Genomic DNA, 24,671 nt, shown 5'->3' with positions numbered 1-24,671 from the left:
TCCCATGACGACCACGACTCCCAGCACCCGGAAGCAGGCTTCCGCCGACGGGGACAGCTCCCGCGTCTACAAGCTCGGCGCAGTAGGCGGCGACTGGCTCGACCAGCGCGTCTCCGGCGGCGGCCTTGTCAAGTTCATGGCCCGCAAGATCTTCCCCGACCACTGGTCGTTCATGTTCGGCGAGGTCGCGCTCTACAGCTTCGTGATCCTGCTGATCTCGGGCACCTTCCTCACCATGTTCTTCGACCCCTCCATGGAGGAGGTCGTGTACAGCGGTCCGTACGAGGCGCTGCAGGGCGAGACGATGTCGAGGGCCTACGAGTCGGTCCTCCAGATCTCCTTCGAGCTGCGCGGCGGGCTGCTCTTCCGCCAGATGCACCACTGGGCGTGCCTGGTGTTCATGGTCGCGATCTTCGTGCACATGTTCCGAGTGTTCTTCACCGGCGCCTTCCGCAAACCGCGCGAGCTGAACTGGCTCGTCGGCTTCACCCTCATGGTCCTGGGCATGGTCGCCGGCTTCTCCGGCTACTCCCTCCCGGACGACGTGCTCTCCGGCAACGGTGTCCGGATCATCGACGGACTGATGAAGGCGATGCCTATCGTCGGCACCTACCTCTCGATGCTCCTGTTCGGCGGCGAGTTCCCCGGCACCGACATCATCCCGCGCCTGTTCACGATCCACATCCTGCTCGTGCCCGCGATGATCCTCGGGCTGATCGGCATCCACCTCGTGCTGCTGGTGCTGCACAAGCACACCCAGTACCCCGGGCCCGGTCGCACCGAGCGCAACGTGGTCGGCTTCCCGGTGTTCCCGGTGTACGCAGCCAAGGCCGGCGGCTTCTTCTTCCTGGTCTTCGGCATCATCACGCTGATCTCCGCGACGACCTCGATCAACGCCGTGTGGGTCTACGGCCCCTACGATCCCTCCCCCGTCTCGGCCGGCTCCCAGCCGGACTGGTACATGCTCTGGACCGACGGCGGACTCCGCCTCATCCCGGGTTGGGAGTTCACGATCTTCGGCTACGTGATCTCGCTGAACATGCTGATCCCGTTCGCGGTGTACGGACTGCTGCTGGCCTCGCTGGCGCTGTATCCCTTCATCGAGGCCTGGGTCACCGGCGACGATCGTGAGCACCACCTCAACGATCTGCCGTACAACGCCCCGGTGCGCACGGCCCTCGGCGTCTCCTGGCTCATGGTCTATCTGATCCTCGCGCTGGCGGCCACGAACGACCTCATCGCCATCGCTCTGCAGCTCTCGATCAATGACCTGACATGGGCGTTCCGCATCGGCATATTCGTGGTCCCGGTACTGGCCTTCTTCATCACCAAACGCCTGTGCCTGTCGCTCCAGCGGCAGCGGCGGGAGAAGGCGCTCCACGGTGAGGAGACCTCGCGCGTGGTCCGGACGGGGACCGGCGAGATGCTGGAGATCCATGCTCCGCTCAGCGACCACGACCGTTGGGTCCTGGTGCAGCACGACGACTACCGTCCGCTGGCTGCCGGCAAGGGCGTCTCCACGCTGCGGGCGAAGGCGACCAGCTTCTTCTTCAAGGACCGTATCGAGCCGGTCACCCCGGCCGAGCTGCGCGCGGCTCTCGAGCACTCCGGCCACGAGAAGCATGTCATCGACGAGGCGACCGGCGGGGACCACCGCACGCCGTACGAGATGGCCATGCACTGAGTCGACCGCCGCGGAACCCACCGCGCAGGGGACGGGCCCCGGGAGAGGATTCCTCTCCCGGGGCCCGTCCCTCTTCTGTCTGCCGCCGCATCGGCTCCGGACGCGCAGTGCAGCGAGCCGACGCCCACTCCCCCACTCCCCACCGCCCATAGCGGTGCCGCGGCCGCCCAGGAGCCCCCTCACCGGTCCAGAAGGGTCCCGGGAGCTCCCTTCCTCGGAGTCTCCGTGCAGGAGCGCCCATGGTGCGAGAGCGCATCCGCAGCCGGCACCCTTCCCGGCATCACTGCGCAGTGGGCGGTGCCGGACGACGCCGGCTCACCGGGGGCCGCCCTGCGGCCGCCTCGACCAGATAGCGTGCTGCCGCCGCGCCGAGGCGGCGGTCGGCGCGTCGCAGCGCACGCAGGGAGCGGAGCGGCGATGCGGAGGGGTCCAGCTCCTGACTGCGCAGCGTCTCGGTCGCCCAGGCCGTAGCCACGAGGAGATCCGGATCGTCGGGGAAGAGGCGGAGCAGCTGCTTCTCGGCGCGCTCCACCGGGCTCTTGGCGCTGCCGATCATGGACGTCTCCCCTCGAGTCGATCGCCGCAGGATGGCTGGACGGGGCATGACCAGGGCTGCGGTTGCGGAGCTTCACGCTAGCACTGCGCCGACGAGCAGCCGAAGATCGTGGCCGCCCAGCGGGGATGACGCCTCCGCCGCACGCGTGAACGCACAAGTCTTCGTCGACATAACTACAGCTGACGGCTGTAGCGGCCCTTACAGCGCATTTCATACGTGCATCGTCGAGTCTGGATCTGGTCACGGCATGCAGCTGCTCGAGGAGCATCGACGGGCAGAGAGCAACAGGCCCCGCATCGATGAACGATGCGGGGCCTGTACGACGGAGGGCCGAGGAGGCCGCCCGTGTGCTGTCAGCTCAGTGCGCGTGCTGACCGGTGGAGAACTCCAGCACCCAGCTGAGAAGACCGTAGATGGCGAAGAGGATGCCGAAGGCGAAGATCCACCACCCGGCGGCCACGCCGAGGAAGCACAGCGCGGCTCCGGTAGCCAGCCAGAGCGGTGCCCAGCTGTAGGGGGCGAAGCTTCCCTGCACACCGGCGGATTCGGAGACCTCGCCCTCCAGGTCGTCCGAGGCGTCCTGATCGTGTTTGCGCAGCGCGAGGGTCAGCGCCATCGCGATCATGAAGCCGAGGCCCGACAGCGCGATGACCGCGGGGAAGCCGACGGTCTCGATGCCGAGCGGCTCATACCGATAGGTGAGGAATCCGTAGACGATCGCCACGACCAGGAAGAAGACTCCCAGGATCCAGAAGATCTTTGCGCTTGTTCTCATGTCAGTTCGTCCTAGGGTTCAGGGCGGGCTCTTCCGCGAGCATGTGGTCCTGCAGCGCAACCTCCGGGTGGTGGAGATCGAAGGCGGGACGCTCGGATCGCACGCGAGGCAGCGAATGGAAGTTGTGACGGGGCGGCGGGCAGGTGGTCGCCCACTCGAGGGATGCGCCATAGCCCCACGGGTCGTCGACCTCGATCTTCTTGCCCTTGAGGTGGGTCAGGACCACGTTGAGCAGGAACGGCAGAGTAGAGATGCCGGTGATGACTGCGCCGATCGTGGAGATCTGGTTCATCCAGTCGTAGCCGTCCTCCGCGAGGTAGTTCACGTAGCGGCGGGGGGCGCCGGCGACACCGAGCCAGTGCTGGATCAGGAAGGTCATGTGGAAGCCGATGGCGAGGAGCCAGAAGTGGAGCTTGCCGAGGCCCTCGTTGAGCTTGTACCCGAACATCTTCGGCCACCAGAAGTAGAATCCGGCGAACATCTCGAACATCACGGTCGCCGCCATGACGTAGTGGAAGTGGGCCACCACGAAGTACGTGTCCGTGACGATGAAGTCGAGGATCGGCGAGGAGAGGATGACGCCGGTCAGGCCACCGAAGATGAAGGTGGTGAGGAAGCCGAGGGTGAAGAGCATCGGCGTATCGAAGGTCACCGAGCCTCGCCACATCGTGCCGATCCAGTTGAAGAACTTCACGCCCGTGGGCACCGCGATCGTCATCGACATGAACGCGAAGAAGTCCAGCATCACCGCACCGGTGGAGTACATGTGGTGCGCCCACACGGTGACGGAGAGAGCCGCGATCGCGATCGTCGCGCCGACCAGCGTCTTGTAGCCGAAGATCGGCTTGCGCGAGAACACGGGGATGATCTCGGTGGCGATGCCGAAGAACGGCAGGGCGAGGATGTAGACCTCGGGGTGGCCGAAGAACCAGAACAGGTGCTGCCACAGCACCGGCCCGCCGTTGGCCGCATCGAAGATGTTCGCGTCGAAGCGACGATCAGCTCCCAGGGCCAGCAGCGCGGAGGCCAGCGGCGGGAATGCCATCAGCACCAGCACTGCGGTGATCAGCGCGTTCCAGGTGAAGATCGGCATCCGGAACATGGTCATACCCGGCATGCGCATACACAGGATGGTCGTGATGAAGTTGACCGAGCCCAGGATCGTGCCGAAGCCCTGCAAGGCCAAGCCGAAGACCCATAGATCACCACCCAGGCCTGGTGAGAACGTGGCGTCCGACAGCGGCGCGTAGGCGAACCAGCCGAAGGAGGCCGCACCCTGCGGAGTGAGGAAGCCGGAGACCACGATCAGCGAGCCGAAGCCGGTGATCCAGAACGCGAACATGTTCAGGCGCGGGAAGGCCATGTCCACGGCGCCGATCTGGAGCGGGATCAGGTAGTTCGCGAAGCCGTTGAACAGCGGGGTGCCGAACATCAGCAGCATGATCGTGCCGTGCATCGTGAACAGCTGGTTGTACTGGTCCTTGGAGACCACGACCTGCAGTCCCGCTTCCCAGAGCTCGGCACGGATGCCGAGCGCGAGCAGGCCGCCGAACGCGAAGAACATGAACGCCATGCCCATGTACATCATGCCGATCAGCTTGTGATCGGTGGTCGTCAGAAGATTGAAGAACTGTCGGCCGAGATTCGTCGGCCGCTCGTCCTGGAACCGCGTCGGCACCGAGGTGTTCGGTGCGGCGGTGGTCTCGGTGCTCACTCGTTCTCTCCCTCGGTCCCGGCGGTGGCCTTCTCCTCGGAGTAGCGAGGACCGGCGTCGTCCTGCTTCTCGCGCATGCTCCACTCCTTGTCGTTACGGTTCAGGTCGACGCCGAGCTGGCCGTCGTTGCCCTGGGAGCGGAGCTCCTCCATGTGTTCATCGAACTCCTCCTGGGAGACGACGACCACGTTGAACAGCATGTCGGAGTGGTACTCGCCGCACAGCTCCGCGCACTTGCCGATATAGGTGCCCTCACGGGTCGGGGTGACCTGGAAGGTGTTGGTGTGCCCCGGGAAGATGTCCTTCTTGTACAGGAAGTCCACGACCCAGAAAGAATGGATGACGTCGCGGGAGTCGAGGCGGAACTCGACACTCTTGTCGACGGGCAGGTACAGGGTCGGCAGTGATTCCGCGGCACCGGGCTCACCGGTGGCGAAGGACTGCACCCCGGCGGGCTCGTGGACGTCGTCGTCGACGTAGTTGATGTCCCAGCTCCACTGCTTGGCCACCACGTTGACGGTGTAGTCCGGCTCCGCCACGTGCATCTCGACCTCGGCCGTGTCGCGCTGGGTGAAGTAGAAGAAGGTCAGCACCATCACCACGGGCACGAGCGTGAACATCAGCTCGAGCGGCACGTGGTAGCGCAGCTGCACCGGGAAGCCGGTGTCGTGCTTGCGGCGACGGTAGGCGATCGCGCACCAGAACGTCAGGCCCCAGATGATCAGACCGACGATGACCAGCACGGCCCAGGAATGGACCCAGAGATCGGTGATCCGCTCGGTCTGGTTGGTGACCTCCTGACCATCAGCCGGACCGGGCATGAACCCGCGCTGCTGGGCCTGGGTGCAGCCGGCGAGGACCAAAGTGGCCAGGGCGAGGCCTGCTGCCGCTGCGCGGCGTCCGCGTCGCGCGCGCTGGGGGACCTGGGGGATCACAGGGGATGACCTTCCGCTCGTCGTCTCCAGACCTCGTCGCCGGGCCCAGCACTCTGGCTCGGCCGGCTCCGCGATGTGGAGCTGGTACTGATGTGGGCGGGACATGCCCACAGCGCCGCGCCCTCCCGGAGAGGAAGGGCTTCGGCAGGCCGACGGCCCGCCGTTTGACGGCACATCGTCATCATACGGGTTCTCGGAGGCGGTGAGGCCACCTCGACTCGCCGCGATCCGTGCCCCACCGGGTCCGTGACCGGTCCGTGACCTCGAGGTCGCCGGCATCACACGCAGACGGGCCCGGCCAGGTGACGTGATCGTCACCGGGCCGGGCCCTGAGTGCTTGACCGACCACCGTCGCGACCAGCGCGGGGACCTCGGTCGAGACGGCTCAGCCGAACGAGTCGCCGCAGGCGCAGGAGCTTCCGGCGTTCGGGTTATCGATGGTGAAGCCCTGCTTCTCGATGGTGTCGGCGAAATCGATCACCGCACCGGAGAGGTAGGGGCTGCTCATCTTGTCGACGACGACCTCGACACCGTCAAAATCTGCGACCAGGTCGTTATCCATGATCCGCTCGTCGAAGTACAGCTGGTAGATCAGGCCGGAGCAGCCGCCGGGCTGCACCGCGATGCGCAGGCGCAGATCGTCGCGGCCCTCCTGCTCCAGCAGCGTGGTCACCTTCTGGGCGGCGCCGGATGTGAGGTTGACGCCATGCGCTGCGGCGGGGCGCTCAGTGGTGGGCGTGGTCATGAGGTCCTCCTCGAAACTCGTGTCCGGCCAGGATACGCCTCAGCGGCCGAAAACGGGCAGCGGAGGTCCCGGCGAGCCGGATCGACCTGCCGCGAAGCCGGGCGCCCGACCCTCACACCACTCCGCGGAAGAACGCCACCAGAAGTATTCCGGCGTATCCCAGCAGAACGCCGACCACGGCCCCGGTGGCGCCGTCGCGGCTCCTGCCCGACAGCACCGTGGACGCGGCGAGCACCAGCACGGCCACCACCGCGATCAAGCCCCACCACAGCAAGAAGTATCCGGCGACGAAGCCGATCACCAGGCCGACGAGCAGCATCGGGACCAGCAGGGGGGAGACCGGCGTGCTCCCGCCGCCTCCGGAACTCTGCGAAGAACCAGTGCGCTGATGCGGATGATTCACGCCCGTGCTCCCTCGAGCGCCCCGGCACCGCGCAGAAGCAGCGCCTCAGCCAGGCACACCTTCGCGAACTCCCCCAGATGGAGCGATTCGTCGATGCCATGAGCTCTGGATTCCGGGTCCTCGACGCCGGTGACGAGCACCTCTGCCTGCGGGAACACCTCGAGCAGGTCCGCGATGAACGGGATGGAGCCGCCCAGGCCGGTGTCCACCGCGGGCACGCCCCAGGCCCGTGCGAAGGACTTCCGGGCGAGATCCATCGCCGGTGCCTCCTGCTGCGCCCGGTAGGGCTTGCCCTGCTCGCCGCGATGGATCGTGACCTGTGCAGTGGACGGCGCGTGCCGCTCCAGGTGGGCGACCAGCGCGTCCATCGCGGTGGCCGGGTCCTCACCGGGCGGGATCCGCAGGGACACCTTGGCCCGGGAGACGGGCACCAGGGTGTTGGAGGCCTCACGCACGCTGGGGGCATCGATGCCGATCACGGACAGCGCCGGCCGCGTCCACAGACGTGCGGTCAACGAGCCGCTGCCCGAGAGCTCGGCACCGTCGATCACGCCGGCATCACGGCGGTAGTCCAGCTCGTCCATCTCGACCGTCGGGTCCTCGGCACGGAGCAGGCCGTCGACGGCCACCTCGCCGTTCTCGTCGTGCAGGGTGGCCAGCAGCCGGGACAGCTGCGTCAGCGCGTCCAGGACCGGCCCGCCGAAGAGACCGGAGTGGACGGCATGGTCCAGCGCACGCACCTCGACGACGAGGTCCACCACGCCGCGCAGGCTGGTGGTCAGGGCGGGAGTGCCCACCGCCCAGTTCGCGGAGTCCGCGACGATGATGAGGTCGGCCTCCAGACGTTCCCGATGGGTCTCGATGAAGGGGCGGAAGGTCGGCGATCCGGCCTCCTCCTCACCCTCGACGAATACGGTCACGCCGATGCCATCGGCGGCGAGCTCCTCGCCGACCAGTCGCAGCGCGGTGACATGGGCCATCACTCCGGCCTTGTCGTCCGCAGCACCTCTGCCGTAGAGCCGACCGTCCCGCTCGACAGGCTCGAAGGGGTCGCTCGTCCAGTCCTCGACGGCACCGGTGGGCTGGACGTCGTGATGGGCGTACAGCAGCACCGTGGGCCTGCCCGCGGCGGCCGGGTTCCGCCCGATGACTGCGGGACTGCCGCCCTGGACCGACTCGATGCTCACCTCGGCCATCCCGGCGCCCCGCAGCAGCTCCGCAACCGCATCGGCGCTGCGGCGCACCGGCTCGGGGTCGTAGCCGGAGAAGGCGATCGACGGGATGCGCACGAGGTCCTTTAGGTCCTCGATGGCGGTCGGGAGCAGCGGCTCGAGTCGCGTCCGCAGCGCCTCGACCTCCGCGGCATCACCGGTGACAGCTGTGCGGGGTGCGGGATCAGGGGTGCTCATGGCCCTCACGTTACCGCCGCCGTGCGAGCACCGAGCCCGGCCCGGGCGAGATCACGTGCCGGGCACGGGGAGGGTGCCGCCGGCGTCGCCTAGACTGCTGCAGTGATCTTCCGCAAGTCCAGAACCCCGCAGAGCTCCGAGCCCGAGCCGCAGCCCGCGCGCCCCGGCTCCAAGGGCCGTCCTACCCGTACCCGCAAGGAAGCCGAGGCCGCTCGCCGTCGGCCCCTGGTGGTCGATGACCGCAAGGAGGCTCGGCGCAGGGACCGGGAGAGAGCCAGTCGGGAGCGTCAGGAGTCCCAGCAGGCCCTGATGACCGGCGACGAGAAGAAGATGCCGGCGCAGCACCGCGGCCCCGAACGGAGTTTCGTGCGGGACGTGGTCGACTCCCGCTGGAACATCGCGGAGTTCTTCTTCCCGATCGCGCTGGTGTTCATGGTCCTTTCGCTGTTCCTCCCCCTGATCCGTCCCCAGCTCACCACGGTGCTGACCACCGGGATGATCATCCTGCTGTGGGGCGGCATCGCGATCTGCGTGATCGACGGCCTGGTGCTGCGCAAGCGCCTGCGACACCTGGTCACCGAGCGCTTCGGCGAGGTCCAGCGCGGCCTGGTCAGCTACGGGATCATGCGGGCGATCCAGATCCGGCGCTTCCGCCTGCCCCGGGTGCAGATCAAGCACGGCCAGGCGCCGCGCTGACCCCTCGCGGCGCGCATGTCCCCCTCGCCCGGGGCCGGCGCCTGCACCGATATCGAGAACGGCCGACGCGATCTTCCGCGTCGGCCGTTCTCGTCTGGGCGAATGCCCCTCAGGCGGCCGGGGCCCCGTCACCGGTGGCCGGCTTCTCCTGCTCGCCGCGCGGCGCGGGCTTGGTATCGACCCCCGCCTCCTTGCGCTGCTGCGGCGTGATCGGTGCCGGAGCGGCGGTCAGCGGGTCGAAGCCGTTGCCCGTCTTGGGGAAGGCGATGACCTCGCGGATCGAGTCCTGCCCGGCGAGCAGCGCCACGATCCGGTCCCAGCCGAAGGCGATGCCGCCGTGGGGCGGCGCACCGTACTGGAAGGCGTCCAGCAGGAAGCCGAACTTCTCCTGCGCCTCCTCCTCACCGATGCCCATCAGGCGGAAGACGCGCTGCTGCACGGACTGGTCGTGGATACGGATCGAGCCGCCGCCGATCTCGTTGCCGTTGCAGACGATGTCGTAGGCGTAGGACAGCGCCGCGCCGGGGTCGGTGTCGAAGGTGTCCATGAACTCGGGCTTCGGCGAGGTGAAGGCATGATGCACCGCGGTCCAGGCACCCCCGCCCACGGCGACGTCACCGGCGGCACGCGCATCGGCCGCGGGCTCGAACATCGGTGCGTCGACGACCCATACGAAGGAGAAGGCCTCGTGGTCGATCAGTCCGAGACGCTCGGCGATCTCCCCCCGGGCCGCACCGAGCAGTGCGCGGGAGGCCTTCGCCTCGCCGGCCGCGAAGAAGATGCAGTCACCGGTGGAGGCGCCGCTCGCTTCGAGCAGGCCCGCCTTCTCCGCCTCGGAGATGTTCTTGGAGACCGGCCCGGTGAGGGTGCCGTCCTCCTGCACCAGCACGTAGGCCAGGCCCTTCGCACCGCGCTGCTTGGCCCATTCCTGCCAGGCATCGAGCTGGCGACGCGGCTGCGAAGCGCCGCCGGCCATGACCACCGCTCCCACGTAGGGCGCCTGGAACACTCGGAACGGGGTGTCCTGGAAGTACTCCGTCATCTCGACCAGTTCGAGGTCGAAGCGCAGATCGGGCTTGTCGGAGCCGAAGCGACGCATGGACTCGGCGTAGGTGAGGCGCGGGAACGGCGTGGTGATCTGGTGGCCGCCCTTGGCCCACACAGCGGTGAGGATCTGCTCGGCCAGGGCGAGCACGTCCTCCTGGTCCACGAAGCTCATCTCGACGTCGAGCTGGGTGAACTCGGGCTGGCGGTCGGCGCGGAAGTCCTCGTCGCGGTAGCAGCGGGCGAGCTGGAAGTACTTCTCGATGCCGCCCACCATGAGCAACTGCTTGAACAGCTGCGGCGACTGGGGCAGCGCATACCAGGAGCCGGGGGCCAGGCGTGCCGGGACCAGGAAGTCACGGGCGCCCTCCGGGGTGGAGCGGGTCAGCGTCGGGGTCTCGACCTCGATGAAGTCCTGGTCCAGCAGGGTGTCGCGGGCGGCGCGGTTGACCTCGGAGCGCAGGCGCATCGCGGCGGCCGGGCCCTGCCGGCGCAGGTCCAGGTAGCGGTAGCGCAGGCGCGCCTCCTCCCCCACCTCGCTGTGCTCGTCGAGCTGGAAGGGCAGCGGCGCCGAGGCGCTGAGCACCTCGACCTCGCTCGCGGTGACCTCGACATCACCGGTGGGCAGCTGCGGGTTCTCGTTGCCCTCGGGGCGGCGCCCGACGGTGCCGACGACCTTCAGCACGTACTCATTGCGCAGGTGCATCGCCTCGTCCTCGCGCACCACCACCTGGGAGACGCCGCTCGCGTCGCGCAGATCGAGGAACGTCACGCCGCCGTGGTCACGGCGACGGCCGATCCAGCCGGTGAGGGTGACGGTCTGTCCGATGTGCTCCTGGCGGAGCTCACCGGCGGTATGGGTGCGCAGCACGAGGTGTCCTTCTGATGGGTTCGACAGGTCATGGCCCACCCGGCAACACAGCGCCCGGCGGCCGTCACGCACGATGGCGTGGACTGCCCACCTTACCGCTCAGCGTGAGCGATCTCGCCACCGCGGCACTGTTGCGCGGGCCATCCCGCCCGTAGACTCGACCATGGTCCGACCTGCGAGACAGCAGGTCTGTTTTCGCCCGAGATCGCCCGAGCCGCATCGTGCCACCGCATGATCCTCGTTGCGCGAGATGTATGGGCGCCCACGCCCGTTGAACGGGCACTCACGCCCTGCGACACGTTAGGGCTTGTTCATCCCCTGACTGTCGAAGGACACCATGACCGACGTTTCCCCTGCCCACGCCCCTGCCGCCTCCGAGCAGCCCGACTCGACCGCACCGTCCGAGACCGCACCGTCCCAGACCGCACCGTCGGAGACCGCACCGTCCGAGGCGGTGCAGGCGGACACCGACTCCGCACCGGTCGAGCCGGAGGCGCCTGCGGGCCCCAGCTTCGATGACATCGCGCTGCCGGCGCCGCTGCGCCGTGCGGTCGACGAGCTGGGCTTCACCGTCCCCTCGGCGATCCAGGCCCAGGCGATCCCGCCGCTGCTGGAGGGCCGCGACGTGATCGGTGTCGCCCAGACCGGCACCGGCAAGACCGCCGCCTTCGGCCTGCCGCTGCTGGCCGCGATCGACCCCTCGCGCCGTGAGGTGCAGGCCCTGGTCCTCGCCCCGACCCGCGAGCTGGCGATGCAGGTGGCGGACGCCATCTCCTCCTTCGCCACCTCGATCGGCGGGCTCGACGTGGTCGCGCTCTACGGTGGCTCTCCCTACGGCCCACAGGAGCGCGCCCTCGCCCGCGGCGCACAGGTGGTCGTCGGCACCCCCGGCCGTGTGATGGACCACATGCGCCGTACGAATCTGCGCCTGGACACGATCCGCTTCGCCGTCCTGGACGAGGCCGACGAGATGCTCCGGATGGGCTTCGCGGAGGACGTCGAGGAGATCCTCTCCCACTCCCCCGCCAGCCGTCAGGTCGCCCTGTTCTCCGCGACCATGCCTTCCGCCATCCAGCGGGTCGCCCAGACCCATATGAAGGACCCGGTGCGCGTGCGGGTCTCTCCCGCGTCCTCGACGGTCAAGAGCGTGACCCAGACCTACGCCGTGGTGCCCTTCCGGCACCGCACCGGTGCGCTGGCCCGCGTGCTGCAGACCTCCCCGGCGGAGGCGGCGATCGTGTTCGTGCGCACCCGCGCCGCCGCCGAGGAGGTCGGCACCGCTCTGCTGTCCCGCGGCCTGATCGCCGCGTCGATCAGCGGCGACGTGCCGCAGAAGGAGCGCGAGAAGATCGTCGAGCGACTGCGCGACGGCTCGCTGCAGGTGCTGGTCGCGACCGATGTCGCGGCCCGCGGCCTGGACGTCGAGCGGATCGGTCTGGTCGTGAACTTCGATGTGCCCAAGGAGGCGGAGTCCTATGTGCACCGCATCGGGCGCACCGGCCGTGCAGGCCGCTCCGGCGAAGCGCTGACCTTCATCGGACCCCACGAGCGGCGTGCCCTGAAGAACATCGAGCGCGCGACCAAGCAGACGCTCGCCGAGGCGGACATCCCCTCCCCGCGCGATGTGTCCAAGCATCGCCTGGCCGCGCAGCTGACCAAGCTGCCCGAGCGGATCGAGCGCGGACGTCTGGACCTCTACCGCGAGCTGATCGGCGAGTTCGTCACCGAGCACGATCTCGATCCCCTGGAGCTCGCAGCCGCCCTCGGCGCGATGTCCGTGGGTGACGACGGCCCCGGATCCGCCTCCGAGGAGCAGGAGTTCACGGCGAAGCTCTCCGGTGACGACCGCCATGCGGAGCGCGGCCAGCGCGGCGATGCCCCGAGCACCGAGCGCGGATACACCTCGTACAAGGTCGGCGTGGGCCACACCCACGGCGCCCGGCCGCCCGGCATCGTCGGCGCGATCACCGGCGAGGGCGGCCTGCACGGCAAGGACATCGGCAAGATCCAGATCTTCCCGACCTTCGCCCTGGTCCAGATCCGCGGCTCCCTGTCCGCGGAGCAGATGGAGCGGATCTCCCGCGCCAAGGTCGGCGGCCGCGAGCTGCGGATCGGCCCCGACCACGGACCGCGCGGTGGCAAGGGCCCGCGTCGGGACGGTGAGCGTCCGTTCCGTCGCGACGACCGTCCCCGTCACGACGACCGCGGTGGCCGCTTCGATTCGAAGCGTCGCCCCTTCCGTCGTAGCGAAGGCTGAACGGCCAGCGCCTGCTGGATGAGCGACGCCCCCGTCACCGGATGATTCCGGCGGCGGGGGCGTCTCGCGTGGTGCGGCGGGGTCTCAGCCCTCCTGCTGCTCCTGCGCCTCGGCATAGGCCTTGCGGACCTCGTCCATGTCCAGGTTCTTCACCTGGCCGACGAGATCCTCGAGAGCGGACTGCGGGAGAGCACCGGCCTGCGAGAACACCGGGATGCCCTCGCGGTAGGCGACCAGGGTGGGGATCGAGGTGACGCCGTAGCGCATCGCCAGCTCCTGCTGGTCCTCCGTGTCGACCTTCGCGAAGGTGACGTCCTCGTGGGTCTCGGAGGCCTCCTCGAAGATCGGTGCGAAGCGCTGGCACGGCACGCACCAGCCCGCCCAGAAGTCGATCAGGACGATGCCGTCCTCGACGGTCTTGTCGTGGTTCTCGGTGGTCAGGGTGAGCGTAGCCATGACCGGTGGAACGCTGCGGCGGCCGGGATCATTCCCGTGCCGCGAAGATGTGATTCAGCTCATCGGCACGGAGGGCTTCCTGCCGCGCCGATGAGCTCAGGGCCGACGCATGGCCTCAGGCCTGTGCTGCGGGGTGCCCCTCATCAGCACGCAGGACCCGCACGGTCCGGTCCTCGACCGGCGGCTCCCAGACTGCGGCGTCGGCCTCCGTCTGCTCACCGCTGCGGATGTCCTTGACCTGATCGGCGGCCCCGTCGATCCCCGGGAACCAGATGAAGGGGATCCCCCGACGATCCGCGTACCGGATCTGCTTGCCGAACTTCGCGGCGCTCGGAGCGACCTCGCAGGGAATGCCACGGCTGCGCAGCGCCCGTGCGGCGGCATCGCTGAGGTGGCGGTGCTGCTCATCCGCGACGGAGACCAGCGCGCAGGTGGGCACCGAGCGGGAGGCGGTGGCCAGACCGGCCGAGAGAAGACGGGAGACCAGGCGTGACAGGCCGATCGAGAGTCCGACACCGGGGTAGGTGTGGCGGTTGTCGGAGGCCAGGGAGTCATAGCGACCACCCGAGCAGATCGAGCCCAGGGACTCGTGCCCGCTCACGAAGGTCTCGAAGACCGTGCCCGTGTAATAGTCCAGGCCGCGTGCGATCGAGAGGTCTGCCAGGATCACCCCGGGCACCGCCGCCTCGACGCGTTCGAGGACCGCGGTGAGCTCTGCGATCCCCTGCTCGACCATCTCGCCACTGCCGCCGAGGTCCCGCACCTGCTGGGCGAAGGAGCCGTCCCGGGTGCGGATGGAGGCGAAATCGAGGCAGGCCTGAGCCTGCTCCGTGCTCGCACCGGTCTCGGCCAGCAGCAGGTCCCGGACCGCGTCCTGTCCGACCTTCGGCAGCTTGTCGAGGACGCGCAGCACAGCGGTGTGGTCCTCGAGCCCGATCGACCGGAAGAAGCCCTCGGACAGTCGCCGGGTGTTGGCATGGATCGTGAACGAGGGCGTCGGGAGCCGATCGAGGATCTCGGCCATCACCACAGCGACCTCGGCCTCGATGTGCCCGGGGAGGGTGTCCTGCCCTATCACGTCGAGGTCCGCCTGGTAGAACTCGCGGAAGCGACCGTCCTGGGGGCGTTCGCCGCGCCAGACCTTCTGGATCTGGAACCGTCGCAGCGGGAAGGCGAGGTCGTTCTGGTGCTCGAGCACGTAGCGGGCCAGCGGGACCGTGAGGTCGAAGTGCAGGCCCAGTGTGCGCGAACGGTCCTCACGGTCCGGCTCGGCGCTCTCCTCCTCGGCGTGCAGCCGGCGCAGGACGTACACCTCTTTGTCGATCTCGCCCTTGCGCAGCAGCTGGTCGAGCGGCTCGACGGAGCGCGTCTCGATGCCCGAGAAGCCATGCAGCTCGGCCACCTCACGGAACACGTCGATCACGTGCTGCTCGACGAGCCGCTCCGCGGGGAGCCATTCCGGGAATCCTGACAGGGCGGCGATCTTCGCCATGCGGTGCACTTCCTTCTCGGTCATGGGCTGAGTGCCGAACGCCATTATCCCCGATAGCGCGGGGTGGGGCGGACAGCCGGACGAGTCCTCCCTCAGGTGCGCGTCGCTGTAGAGTTCCCTGAGGCGGTCCGCCCCCTGACGGGGATGGCCGCCTGCCAGCCCGACCGCCGATCCCGGCGGCAGTGTCCCGCCCTGCAGCGGATCCTTTCGAAGGAGCTCAATCGTGAGCGAGTCCGAGACCCCCGTCCCCGCGTCCTCCCCCGCCGCGCAGACCCCCGATTCCGGCGCCGATCAGGGTTCTGGTCAGCCCGCGCCCTCCCCGGCGGAGCCGGGCTCCCCGGCCGCCACTGGCACCGCACCCGGCGCCGACGGTCCTGCGACCGCAGCGGCCGAGCAGGCTGAACAGTCCGAACAGACTGAACAGGCCCAGCAGGCTGAACAGTCTGAACAGACTGAGCAGGACCAGCAGGCTGCACCGTCCACGCAGTCCGAGACCGCGGACCCGATCGCTGGGCCCGTGCGGGACACGCCGTCTGCGACCCCGGCGGAGCCGTCGGATCAGACGGAGGAAGCGGCGCAGCCCGCGGCCGATGAGCGCTCGTCGGCACCCGCGCCGACGGCACCCAAGCCCATGGCGCGCGGCCCGCGCCCCAGCGCCCCCACGCCGGCCGCACTGGCCGCGAAGAAGCCCAGCGCCGCTCTGCTGCCGGTCGCGCCGCCGGTCACCGAGTACGACCCGGAGCAGATCACTGCCGCCGCAGCGTTCGGCACGGTCACCGAGGACGGGACCATCACGGTCCAGGACGGCACCCAGGTGCGGACCGTCGGGACCACCACCGAGACGGACCCTCAGGTGGCCTTGGAGCCCTTCGCCCGGGGATATCTCGACCTGGTCGCCTTCCTCGACCTCACCCAGACCACGCTCAATGCTCCCGAGCACACTCAGAACGAGTTGAACAGGCTGCTCGAGAACCTGCGCAAGAACATGAAGGAGCCGCAGGTCGTCGGGGATATCCCGGCTCTGCGGACGCGGGCGAACGAGCTGCGGGAGCTGGCGAAGGAGAAGATCCGGGCGCTCGAGGCCAAGCGCGCTGAGGGCCGTGCGGAGGCTGTACGGCGCCGCACCGAGTTCGTCGAGTCCATCGAGACGCTGGTGGCCACGGATCCGGAGCAGATCTCCTGGAAGAACGCCGGAGAGACCATGCGCCAGATGGTCTCCACCTGGAAGCAGATGCAGACGGATGACGTCTCCCTGGACCGCCCCACCGAGGAAGCGCTCTGGAAGCGGCTCTCCGCAGCCCGTGCGACCTTCGACCGGATGCGCAAGCAGTTCTTCTCCCAGCTGGACGCGAAGCATGCTGAGGCCGCGCAGGTCAAGGAGCAGCTGATCGTCCGTGCCGAGGCGATGCAGGAGTCCACGGACTGGGGGCCCACCGTGCGGGCCTACAAGGACCTGATGGACGAGTGGCGTCGTGCCCCGCGCGGCAGCCGCAAGAAGGACGACGCGCAGTGGAAGCGGTTCAAGGCCGCGCAGGACACCTTCTTCCAGGCCCGCAACGCCGACCTCCACGAGACCGAGGCCGAGCAGCGCGAGAACCTCACCGTCAAGGAGTCGCTGCTGTCCGAGGCAGAGGCCATCGACCCTGCGAAGGATCTGGAGGCCGCGAAGAAGAAGCTGCGCTCGGTGCAGGATCGTTGGGAGGAGGCCGGCAAGGTCCCCCGTGGCGATATGAGGCGGATCGATGACCGCCTGCGGAAGGTCGAGCGCTCGGTGCAGAACGCCGAGCAGGATGAGTGGCGGCGCACCGATCCGCGCACCAAGGCTCGGGTGGAGGGCGCCTCCTCGCAGCTGCATTCTGCGATCGCGTCCTACCAGGAGACCCTGGACAGGGCCGTGGCCGGCGGGGACCCGAAGAAGATCGCCGAGGCCGAGGCCGCGCTCGAGGCACGCAAGGAATGGCTCGCGGTGATCGAGCGCTCGGCGCGCGATCTCGGCTGAGCCTTCGCCGGCTCGCCCCGACCGGCGACCGCTCCTCCACCGCCCCCGCCCGTCCACAGTGACAGGCGGGGGCGTTGCTCTCTGCGCATCACTGGGCCACAGTCGGTGCATGGAACCGTTCCTCTCCTCCGCCGGTCCCGGGTCGACCACAGCTGCTGAGCCGCTGAGCCCCGACGCGGGCGGAGCCGAGCTGGATCGTCTCTCCTCCATCGGCCTGTGCGCGGCCTGGTCCCGCCATGCGGCAGAGCTCGCTGTCCCGATGGGCACGGCCCTGCAGCGCTGGGAGGAGACGCCGCCGACCCGGGTGCTGGTCGCCGAGGGCTACCTCAAGCGCCTGCTGCCCGGGCGGTACGTCCCCCCGGATCTGCTGGGCACCGCCGTGCAGCGGGCTCTCGCCCTCGGCTGTGCCCTCGGCTCCCAGCTGCAATCGCATCATGTGATCGCCGGCCCCTCCGCGGCCTGGGTGCTGCTGGGCGGGGAGCCCCCGGCCCCGGCGGAGCTGCTGTCCTCGGCCCATCGGGGCGAGCTGGCAGGGGTCGTGCTGCGCACTGCGCGGCTGCGGCCGGAGGAGGTCGAGACGATCGGCGGCACCCCGATCACGATCCCGGTGCGCACGGCGATGGATCTGCTCAGGTTCACCCCGGCCTCGGTCGCCACACCCCTGCTGCAGGGGCTGGCCGCCCACGGCCACCTCCGGACCCACGAGGTCCGTCATCAGCTGCAGCAGATGCACCGCCATCCGGGGGTGCAGTCCGCCCGGCAGCGGCTGGAGGAGGTGCTGGGCGGTCAGCGGGAGGTGAGCTGGGACGGCGCACCCACGGGCTTGCCATCGGCCGTGACCCGGTAGACGTCGTAGACGCCCTCGATCCTCCGCACATGTGCGAGGACGGACTGCAGGTGCGAGGGATCGGCCAGTTCGAAGGAGAAGAAGCTGGTGGCGAGCCGATCGCTGTTGGACTGCGCAGAGGCGGAGTGCAGGTTCACCTGCTGCTCGGAGATGACCAGAGCGATATCGGTCAGCAGGCGCGGGCGGTCCAGCGCCTCGATCTTGATGTGCACGAGATAGGCGGCGCTGTGACGGCCCGACCAGGAGACCTCGACCATCCGATCGGGCTGCTGCTCTCGCAGCTGGATCGCGTTGGTGCAGGTCTCGTGGTGGACGGAGATTCCCGAGCCGCGGGTGATGAAGCCGACGATCGGGTCTCCCGGCACCGGGCCGCAGCATTTGGCGAGCTTGACCCAGAGGTCCGCGTGGCCATCGACGATGACGCCCTGATCGGTCTCCGCGGCGTGCCGCTCCTCGCGCCCGGCCCGTGAGCGCACCCGGGAGGGGAGCGTGATCTCGGCCAGGTCCTCCTCCGCGCCGACCGTGCCACCGAACGATGCCCGCAGCTTCTCGACCACGTGCTGGGCCCCGGTGTGCCCCTCCCCGATCGAGGTGTAAAGGGCATCGACCGAGGGCAGGTTCAGGTCATCGGCGGCGGTGGCGAGCGTGTCATGCGTCAGCAGGCGCCGCATGGGCAGGTCCTGTCGACGCAGTGCCTTGGCGAGCTCCTCCTTGCCCTTCTCCAGTGCCTCCTCGCGCCGCTCCTTGGAGAACCAGTGGCGGATCTTGCTCCGGGCGCGCGGCGACTTCACGAAGCCCAGCCAGTCCCGGCTGGGGCCCGCGTCGGGGGATTTCGACGTGAAGACCTCGACCACGTCGCCGGTGGACAGGCTCGACTCGAGCGAGACCAGGCGACCGTTGACCCGCGCCCCGATGGTGCGGTGCCCCACCTCGGTATGCACGGAATAGGCGAAATCGACGGGCGTGGCACCCTGCGGGAGCGCCAGCACATCCCCCTTCGGGGTGAAGACGTACACCTCCTGCGTGTTGATCTCGAAGCGCAGCGAGTCCAGGAACTCACCGGAGTCCGTGGTCTCCTTCTGCCAATCCATGAGCTGCCGCAGCCAGGCCGCGTCGCTGCCCCCGGGGAGGCGTCTGCGGCGCCCTGGGTACCGGCCATCGCCTTGTACTTCCAGTGCGCGGCGACGCCGTACTCCGCCCGCCGGTGCATCTCACGGGTCCGGATCTGGATCTCCACGGGCTTGCCGGTGGGTCCGATCACCGTCGTGTGCAGCGACTGGTAGAGATTGAACTTCGGCAGCGCGATGTAGTCCTTGAACCTGCCCTGCACCGGCGACCACCGGGCGTGCAGGGTGCCCAGCACGCCATAGCAGTCGCGGACGGTGTCCACCAGCACGCGCACCCCGACCAGGTCGTAGATGTCGGAGAAGTCCCGGCCGCGCACGATCATCTTCTGGTAGATGGAGTAGTAGTGCTTGGGCCTGCCCGTGACCTCTGCCTTGATCTTCGCCTTGCGCAGGTCCTCGTTGATCTGGGTGGAGACGGTCGTCAGGTACTGCTCCCGGGCCGGGGCGTGCTGCGCGACCAGGGAGACGATCTCCTCATACACCTTCGGGTACAGCACTTGGAAGGAGAGGTCCTCGAGCTCCCACTTCATCGTGTTCAGGCCCAGCCGGTGCGCCAGCGGGGCGTAGATCTCGAGCGTCTCCTTCGGCTTCCGCTCCGCGGAGGCCGCCGGGACGTACTTCCAGGTGCGAGCGTTGTGCAGCCGGTCCGCGAGCTTGATCAGCAGCACCCGGACATCCCGGCTCATCGCCACGATCATCTTGCGGACGGTCTCCGCCTGCGCGGCCTCACCGTAGGTGACCTTGTCGAGCTTCGTGACGCCATCGACCAGCACGGCGATCACCTCGCCGAACTCGCTGCGCAGCCGCTCCAGCGAATAGTCGGTGTCCTCGACCGTATCGTGCAGCAGCGCGGCGGCGATCACCTCGGCCGGGGAGCCGAGTTCCGCGAGGATCATCGCCACCGACACCGGATGGGTGATGTACGGGTCGCCGCTCTTGCGGGTCTGACCGCGATGTGCCTGTTCTGCGACGGTGTAGGCGCGGCGGACGAGGTCGGGGTTCTCCTTCGGGCTGACCGCCGTCATGGTCTCCAGCAGCGGGGCCAGGAGGGGATCGACCGACGACCCGGCGCGGGAGGAGAAGAAGGACAGCCGTGAACGGCTGCGGCGGGATGCCGCGCCCGGCGGTCGGGGCGGCGAGGCGGCCGGTGATGCGGGCGCGGCGCTGTCACCACCCGTCGGGACGGAGGCCCTCGAGGGCGGGGATGCTGGCTCCTGCGGCATGCACACCTCCTGGCTGGGAGGCCCAGTCTACGCGTGGGTCACCACTGCTTCGAACCTCGCCCCCGGAGGTCCCGCCCCGGGCTGTGCGCCGGTCCGGGAACGAGATCAGTCCTCGATCTGCCAGACGGTCGAGAGCTCGGTGTCCGGCAGCCGGTCGCGCCCCCCGAGTCCCATGAGCTCGATGAGGAACGTGGCGCCGAGCACCTCCACATCGAACCGTCGAGTCAGTTCGAGCGTCGCCGCCGCGGTGCCGCCAGTGGCCAGCAGGTCGTCTACCAGCAGGACTCGGGCGCCGGCCGAGAAGGAGTCCTGCGGGATCTCGATCCTCGCGCTGCCGTATTCGAGGTCATAGGTGAGCCCGGCGGGATCGCCCGGGAGCTTCCCGGCCTTGCGCACCGGGATGAAACCGGCCCCGATCTCGTACGCCAGCGGAGCACCGAGCACGAAGCCCCGCGCCTCGGTGCCGACGATGTACTCGACGCCTTCGGGGAGCAGGGTGCTCCAGTGCTGGATCACGGTGCGCAGTGCCACGGGGTCCCGCAGCAGCGGGGTGATGTCACGGAACAGCACCCCGGGGATCGGGAAGTCAGGATGCTCCGAGATGTGGGAGGCCAGCAGCGCATCGACCTCTGCAGCGCCGTGATCCGCGCCGGGGCCGCCGGCTCCGCTCATCGGGCCCCTCCCTCGTGGGTGCGCCGGCGGCGGGTGGTGCGGCGGGGCTGGCGCCGCGGGGCGGCCGGGGCGGCGGAGCGCGCAGGCCGCCCGGAAGCGGCTCCGGTGCCGGTCCCGCGGTCGGCGGTGATGCGCTCCAGCGACGCGATCCTCGAGGGATCCGCGTCCTGGAGGCCTGTGGCCGGCACGGCCTGCTCGGGATCCTGTCCGCGTCGTGCCCGCAGCACCTTCGTGGTGTGCGCGGAGATCTCCGGCTCGCCGCGGCGCAGGTCCACCAGGAAGCCCGGGGCCAGGAAGATCGATGAGTAGGTGCCGGCGATGATGCCGATGAACAGGGCCAGGGAGATGTCCTTGAGCGTGCCGGCGCCGAGCAGGAAGGCACCGATGAACAGGATCGACCCCACGGGCAGCAGCGCCACCACCGAGGTGTTGATCGAGCGCACCAGCGTCTGGTTCGCAGCGCGCTGCACCTCGTCGGCATAGGTGGTGCGGTCCTGCCGGACCAGGCCGGCGGTGTTCTCGCGCACCTTGTCGAAGACGACGATGGTGTCGTAGAGCGAGTACCCCATCACGGTGAGGAAGCCGATCACGGTGCCCGGGGTGATCTCGAAGCCGACCACCAGATACACGCCCACCGTGATCAGCATGTCGTGGGACAGGGCGCCCATCGCGGCCAGGGAGGACTTGAGGTTGCGGAAGTACAGCGCCATCATCGCCGCGACCAGTGCCAGGAAAACGATCACGCCGCGCAGCATCTTCTGGGTGACGTCTCCGCTCCACACCGGCCCGATGAAGGAGCTCGAGACGGCGTCGGAGGAGACCCCGTAGGCCACGGCGAGGTCCTCGGCGACGGCGGCCGTCTCGCCCGAGTCCAGCTGCTCGGTCTGGACCCGCAGGGTGTCCCTGCCCAGCACCGTGATCCGCGGTTCGTTCTCCGGCAGATGATCGCGGACGACCTCGCGGGCTGAGGTCTGCTCCGTATCCGCGACCCCCGCGACCTGGAACTCGGAGCCGCCGGTGAACTCGATGCCGAAGTTCGGGCCCCGCACCACGGAGAACACCGCGAGGAGCACGATCAGGACGAGGCTGAACAGGTACCAGGTGCGACGTCGGGTGATGATCGGGACGGTGCGGCGACCGCCGTGCAGATCATTGCCGAAACGGGCGAAGGTCGCGGTCATCGGCTCTGCTCCTCGGTGTCATCCGGGTCATCGGTGTCATCGCCGCCCTCGGCGTTCGCGGATCCCGGATCGGACGGACGGTCGTCACGGTCTCGTTCCTGGCCCGCGGTGGCCTCCGCTGCCGCCGCTCGCTCCGTGGCCTCACGCTCCAGGCGGGCGCGCCGCACGGCGATCGGTTCACGCACCTCGTCGCCGCCGTCGGAGCTGCCGCGCTCGCCGCGCTCGGTGAGCGGACGCACCCGTCCGCGCCCGGCATAGGCGGGGACCCGGCGCCCCAGACGGGCCGGATCCAGACCGCTGAACGGGTGGCCCTTGCCGAAGAAGCGGCTGCGCACCAGCGTCTGCAGCAGCGGGTGGGTGAAGAGGAAGACGATCACCAGATCGAGCACGGTGGTGAGACCGAGCACGAAGGCGAAGCCGCGCACCCCTCCCGTGGACAGCGCGTACAGCACCACCGCGGCGAGGAGGTTGACGGCGTCGGAGGCGAGGATGGTGCGCTTGGCCCGATCCCAGCCGTGGTCGACTGCCGCGACGATCCCGCGCCCTTCTCGGATCTCGTCCCGGACCCGCTCGAAGTAGACGATGAACGAGTCGGCGGTGAAGGCGATCGCGACGATCAGACCCACCACACCGGCCAGCGAGAGGCGGTAGCCGATCTCGGGGATGTTCGAGAGCGTGGTGAGCGTGCCGTAGGTCAGCAGCCCCATGATCAGCAGGCTCGAGGTGGTCACCATCGCGAGCAGGCGGTACTGCGCGAAGGCGTACAGGACCACCAGCGCCAGACCGATGAGCCCGGCGATCAGCCCCATCTCGAGCTGGTCGGCGCCCAGGGTCGCCGAGATCTGCTGCTCCGAGGCCACCTCGAACTCGAGCGGCAGGGCACCGAAGCGCAGCTGGTCGGAGAGCTGGCTCGCCTCGTCCTGCGAGAAGTTCCCGGAGATCTGGGCCTCACCGCCGGTGGAGGGCTCCTGCACCTGCGGGGCGGAGATCACCAGACCGTCCAGCACGATGCCGAAGGCGTCCGTTCCGCCCTCACCGTTGTAGAGCGCCGTGGTCAGATCGGCGAAGCCCTGGGAACCCTCCTCGGAGAAGCTCATGTTCACGACGTAGTACCCGGTGGCCTGGCCGGTCGGGGTGACGTCGGAGGAGACGCCGGAGTCCTTGATCGCGGAGCCGGCGACGACTTCCGGACCCAGCAGGTACTTCGCGGTGGCGTCCGGGTCGCAGGCGACCACCGGCTCATCGGCGGGAGCTTCGGTGACCTTCTCCTGCTGGGCCCCGGGGTCCACGCAGTCCGCCGTCATCAGCTCGGTCTGGACCTCCGGGGTGATCCATTCCATCGACCAGGCCGGATAGGGCAGTTCTCCGTCGGCCGGGACCGGGGGCGGCGCCATCGCGGGATCCGTGCCGGGCAGTCCGTCGAACAGGTGCTGAGAAGGATCCGCCGGCGCCTCGGAGGACTCCGGCGTGCTCTCTCCCCGACGGCGGAGGCCTCGCCGCCGCCGTCGGAGCTCCCCCCGCCGTCGGAGGGAGCCGCCTCGTCCACACCCTCCGGAGCGACGACGCCCAGGACGGGACGGAAGGACATGGCGGCCGTCTGCCGGACGGCCTCGGAGGTCTCCTGGTCGAGCTGCCCGGGAACATCGATGACGATGTTGGTCCCACCCTGGACGGTGATCTCGGTCTCCGCCACGCCCATGGCGTTGACGCGCTGGCTCATGATCTGACGCGCCTGCTCCATCGCGTCGGCGTCGATCTCGGCACCGTCGCGGGACTGGGCCTGCAGGATGATCTGGGTCCCGCCCTCGAGGTCCAGCGCGAGCTTGGGGGCCGGCTCCCAGCCGCCCTTCCAGATACCGGCACCGACTCCGCCGCCCAGCAGCAGGATCAGCACCGCGAGGGCCGCCAGGGCGATTCGACGTGCAGGCATGATGCGAAGTTCCTCAGGATGGCGGGTGGTCGAAGCTCAGATGCGACGACCGCGGACGATCGCAGCGGGGCGGTGCGGCCCGGGAGGTCAGTCGCGGTCTCGCCGGACGTCCTCATCACGGGCGGAGTCGTCGGAGACGGTGACCCCGGGGATGGCGTCCTGCGAGGAGCTCTCCTCGTCCTCTGTCTCGGCCTCCAGCAGCTCCTCCTGGTTGACCTGCTGGGCGATCGACTGACGTGCCCACTTGCTCTGGGAGCCGTCCTCGCTCTCGAGGACCACGACATCGTCGTAGGCCTCCACGATCAGGCCGAAGAAGCCGGAGTGGGTGCGCACCTCGTCGCCCACGCCGAGCTGGCGCACACGCTCGAGCTGCTTCTGCTGAGCCTTCTTCTGACGGCTCGACATCCACATCAGGGGCAGCATCATCACGGCGAAGATGAGCAGGAGGGGGAGGAGAGATTCCACGGAGTTCCTTTCGGCGGACGGCGCGCGCACGGTGCTCCTGCACGATGCGGTGCCGCCGCGGGCGACTGACCGCCCCACTGTACCCGCCGAAGCCCCGCCGCCCACCCAGGGTCGGCGTGAGGAACCGTACGCGGGCGGCGCATCGGCGGGAGGGGTCCGGGACCGTCAGCGCGACCCGGTCGGAGCTCGA

General features: G+C 69.0%; 20 protein-coding genes and 1 pseudogene. 5 read left to right on the top strand and 16 right to left on the bottom strand.

Annotated elements, in window-relative coordinates; translation table 11 throughout:
• Positions 1–4 precede the first annotated feature (4 nt).
• Complete coding sequence (qcrB, locus tag CFK39_RS15020; protein ID WP_089066134.1) at positions 5–1,684, top strand: cytochrome bc1 complex cytochrome b subunit; 1,680 nt, start codon at positions 5–7, stop codon at positions 1,682–1,684.
• 280 nt (positions 1,685–1,964) lie between these two features.
• Here the strand turns inward: qcrB and CFK39_RS15015 are convergent, their stop codons facing one another.
• The 7 genes from CFK39_RS15015 to CFK39_RS14985 form a co-directional block, all read right to left on the bottom strand.
• Positions 1,965–2,240 carry a hypothetical protein gene (locus CFK39_RS15015; protein ID WP_089066133.1) on the bottom strand — a complete coding sequence of 92 codons (276 nt, stop codon included), beginning with the start codon at positions 2,238–2,240 and terminating at the stop codon, positions 1,965–1,967.
• A gap of 358 nt (positions 2,241–2,598) precedes the next feature.
• Entirely contained in the window at positions 2,599–3,015 is a 417-nt protein-coding gene (locus CFK39_RS15010) for a cytochrome c oxidase subunit 4 (RefSeq protein WP_089066132.1), read from the bottom strand.
• A 1-nt stretch (position 3,016) separates the two neighbouring features.
• Positions 3,017–4,729 carry an aa3-type cytochrome oxidase subunit I gene (gene ctaD, locus CFK39_RS15005; RefSeq protein ID WP_089066131.1) on the bottom strand — a complete coding sequence of 571 codons (1,713 nt, stop codon included), beginning with the start codon at positions 4,727–4,729 and terminating at the stop codon, positions 3,017–3,019.
• Positions 4,726–5,664, bottom strand: a complete 939-nt coding sequence (gene ctaC / locus CFK39_RS15000; RefSeq protein WP_089066130.1) for an aa3-type cytochrome oxidase subunit II — start codon at positions 5,662–5,664, stop codon at positions 4,726–4,728. The genes ctaD and ctaC overlap by 4 nt, the downstream gene beginning before the upstream one ends.
• A gap of 385 nt (positions 5,665–6,049) precedes the next feature.
• Complete coding sequence (locus tag CFK39_RS14995) at positions 6,050–6,409, bottom strand: HesB/IscA family protein (protein ID WP_089066129.1); 360 nt, start codon at positions 6,407–6,409, stop codon at positions 6,050–6,052.
• Between the two features lie 112 nt (positions 6,410–6,521).
• Positions 6,522–6,812 carry a hypothetical protein gene (locus CFK39_RS14990; protein WP_089066128.1) on the bottom strand — a complete coding sequence of 97 codons (291 nt, stop codon included), beginning with the start codon at positions 6,810–6,812 and terminating at the stop codon, positions 6,522–6,524.
• On the bottom strand, positions 6,809–8,221 hold the full coding sequence (locus CFK39_RS14985; RefSeq protein ID WP_089066127.1) for a dipeptidase: 1,413 nt from the start codon (positions 8,219–8,221) through the stop codon (positions 6,809–6,811). Before CFK39_RS14985 ends, CFK39_RS14990 begins: the two co-directional genes overlap by 4 nt.
• A gap of 102 nt (positions 8,222–8,323) precedes the next feature.
• Between CFK39_RS14985 and CFK39_RS14980 the strand changes: the two genes are divergently transcribed.
• Complete coding sequence (locus CFK39_RS14980) at positions 8,324–8,917, top strand: DUF3043 domain-containing protein (RefSeq protein ID WP_089066126.1); 594 nt, start codon at positions 8,324–8,326, stop codon at positions 8,915–8,917.
• Between the two features lie 109 nt (positions 8,918–9,026).
• Here CFK39_RS14980 and aspS read toward each other — a convergent pair whose 3' ends face one another.
• Positions 9,027–10,832 (bottom strand): aspartate--tRNA ligase, encoded by a 1,806-nt coding sequence (gene aspS, locus CFK39_RS14975; protein WP_089066125.1) that lies wholly within the window; start codon positions 10,830–10,832, stop codon positions 9,027–9,029.
• A gap of 337 nt (positions 10,833–11,169) precedes the next feature.
• On the opposite strand from aspS, the gene CFK39_RS14970 reads away from it, so the two are divergent.
• Positions 11,170–13,089, top strand: coding sequence for a DEAD/DEAH box helicase (locus CFK39_RS14970; protein WP_089066124.1), 1,920 nt, complete (start codon positions 11,170–11,172; stop codon positions 13,087–13,089).
• An 84-nt stretch (positions 13,090–13,173) separates the two neighbouring features.
• Here the strand turns inward: CFK39_RS14970 and trxA are convergent, their stop codons facing one another.
• Entirely contained in the window at positions 13,174–13,545 is a 372-nt protein-coding gene (trxA, locus tag CFK39_RS14965) for a thioredoxin (RefSeq protein ID WP_089066123.1), read from the bottom strand.
• Positions 13,546–13,660: 115 nt separating this feature from the next.
• Positions 13,661–15,037: a histidine--tRNA ligase gene (hisS, locus tag CFK39_RS14960; protein ID WP_089066122.1), complete on the bottom strand. Its 1,377-nt coding sequence runs from the start codon at positions 15,035–15,037 to the stop codon at positions 13,661–13,663.
• A gap of 223 nt (positions 15,038–15,260) precedes the next feature.
• Here hisS and CFK39_RS14955 point away from each other — a divergent pair, with 223 nt between their 5' ends.
• Both CFK39_RS14955 and CFK39_RS14950 read left to right on the top strand, forming a co-directional pair.
• The gene (locus tag CFK39_RS14955) at positions 15,261–17,036 is read left to right on the top strand and encodes a DUF349 domain-containing protein (protein WP_089066121.1); all 1,776 of its coding nucleotides are present in this window, start codon (positions 15,261–15,263) and stop codon (positions 17,034–17,036) included.
• A 109-nt stretch (positions 17,037–17,145) separates the two neighbouring features.
• A complete protein-coding gene (locus CFK39_RS14950) occupies positions 17,146–17,883 on the top strand; it encodes a hypothetical protein (RefSeq protein ID WP_177349010.1) in 738 nt (245 codons plus the stop codon).
• On the opposite strand, the pseudogene CFK39_RS14945 reads toward CFK39_RS14950, so the two are convergent.
• The 6 genes and pseudogenes from CFK39_RS14945 to yajC all read right to left on the bottom strand — a co-directional run bounded on the left by CFK39_RS14945 (position 17,823) and on the right by yajC (position 24,481).
• Positions 17,823–20,233, bottom strand: a pseudogene (locus tag CFK39_RS14945) (RelA/SpoT family protein). The gene CFK39_RS14950 and the pseudogene CFK39_RS14945 overlap by 61 nt on opposite strands.
• A gap of 105 nt (positions 20,234–20,338) precedes the next feature.
• On the bottom strand, positions 20,339–20,905 hold the full coding sequence (locus tag CFK39_RS14940; RefSeq protein ID WP_089066120.1) for an adenine phosphoribosyltransferase: 567 nt from the start codon (positions 20,903–20,905) through the stop codon (positions 20,339–20,341).
• Positions 20,902–22,086, bottom strand: a complete 1,185-nt coding sequence (gene secF / locus CFK39_RS14935; protein WP_089066119.1) for a protein translocase subunit SecF — start codon at positions 22,084–22,086, stop codon at positions 20,902–20,904. Before secF ends, CFK39_RS14940 begins: the two co-directional genes overlap by 4 nt.
• Complete coding sequence (gene secD / locus CFK39_RS14930) at positions 22,083–23,480, bottom strand: protein translocase subunit SecD (RefSeq protein ID WP_245822718.1); 1,398 nt, start codon at positions 23,478–23,480, stop codon at positions 22,083–22,085. The genes secF and secD overlap by 4 nt, the downstream gene beginning before the upstream one ends.
• Positions 23,390–24,016 carry a preprotein translocase subunit SecD family protein gene (locus CFK39_RS17080; RefSeq protein ID WP_245822717.1) on the bottom strand — a complete coding sequence of 209 codons (627 nt, stop codon included), beginning with the start codon at positions 24,014–24,016 and terminating at the stop codon, positions 23,390–23,392. The genes secD and CFK39_RS17080 overlap by 91 nt, the downstream gene beginning before the upstream one ends.
• Before the next feature lie 87 nt (positions 24,017–24,103).
• On the bottom strand, positions 24,104–24,481 hold the full coding sequence (gene yajC / locus CFK39_RS14925) for a preprotein translocase subunit YajC (RefSeq protein ID WP_245822715.1): 378 nt from the start codon (positions 24,479–24,481) through the stop codon (positions 24,104–24,106).
• Positions 24,482–24,671: the final 190 nt, after the last annotated feature.

The sequence above is a fragment of the Brachybacterium avium genome (assembly GCF_002216795.1).
In the GTDB taxonomy this organism is placed as follows: Bacteria; Actinomycetota; Actinomycetes; order Actinomycetales; family Dermabacteraceae; genus Brachybacterium; species Brachybacterium avium.
This window is presented reverse-complemented; position numbering and strand designations above follow the sequence as displayed.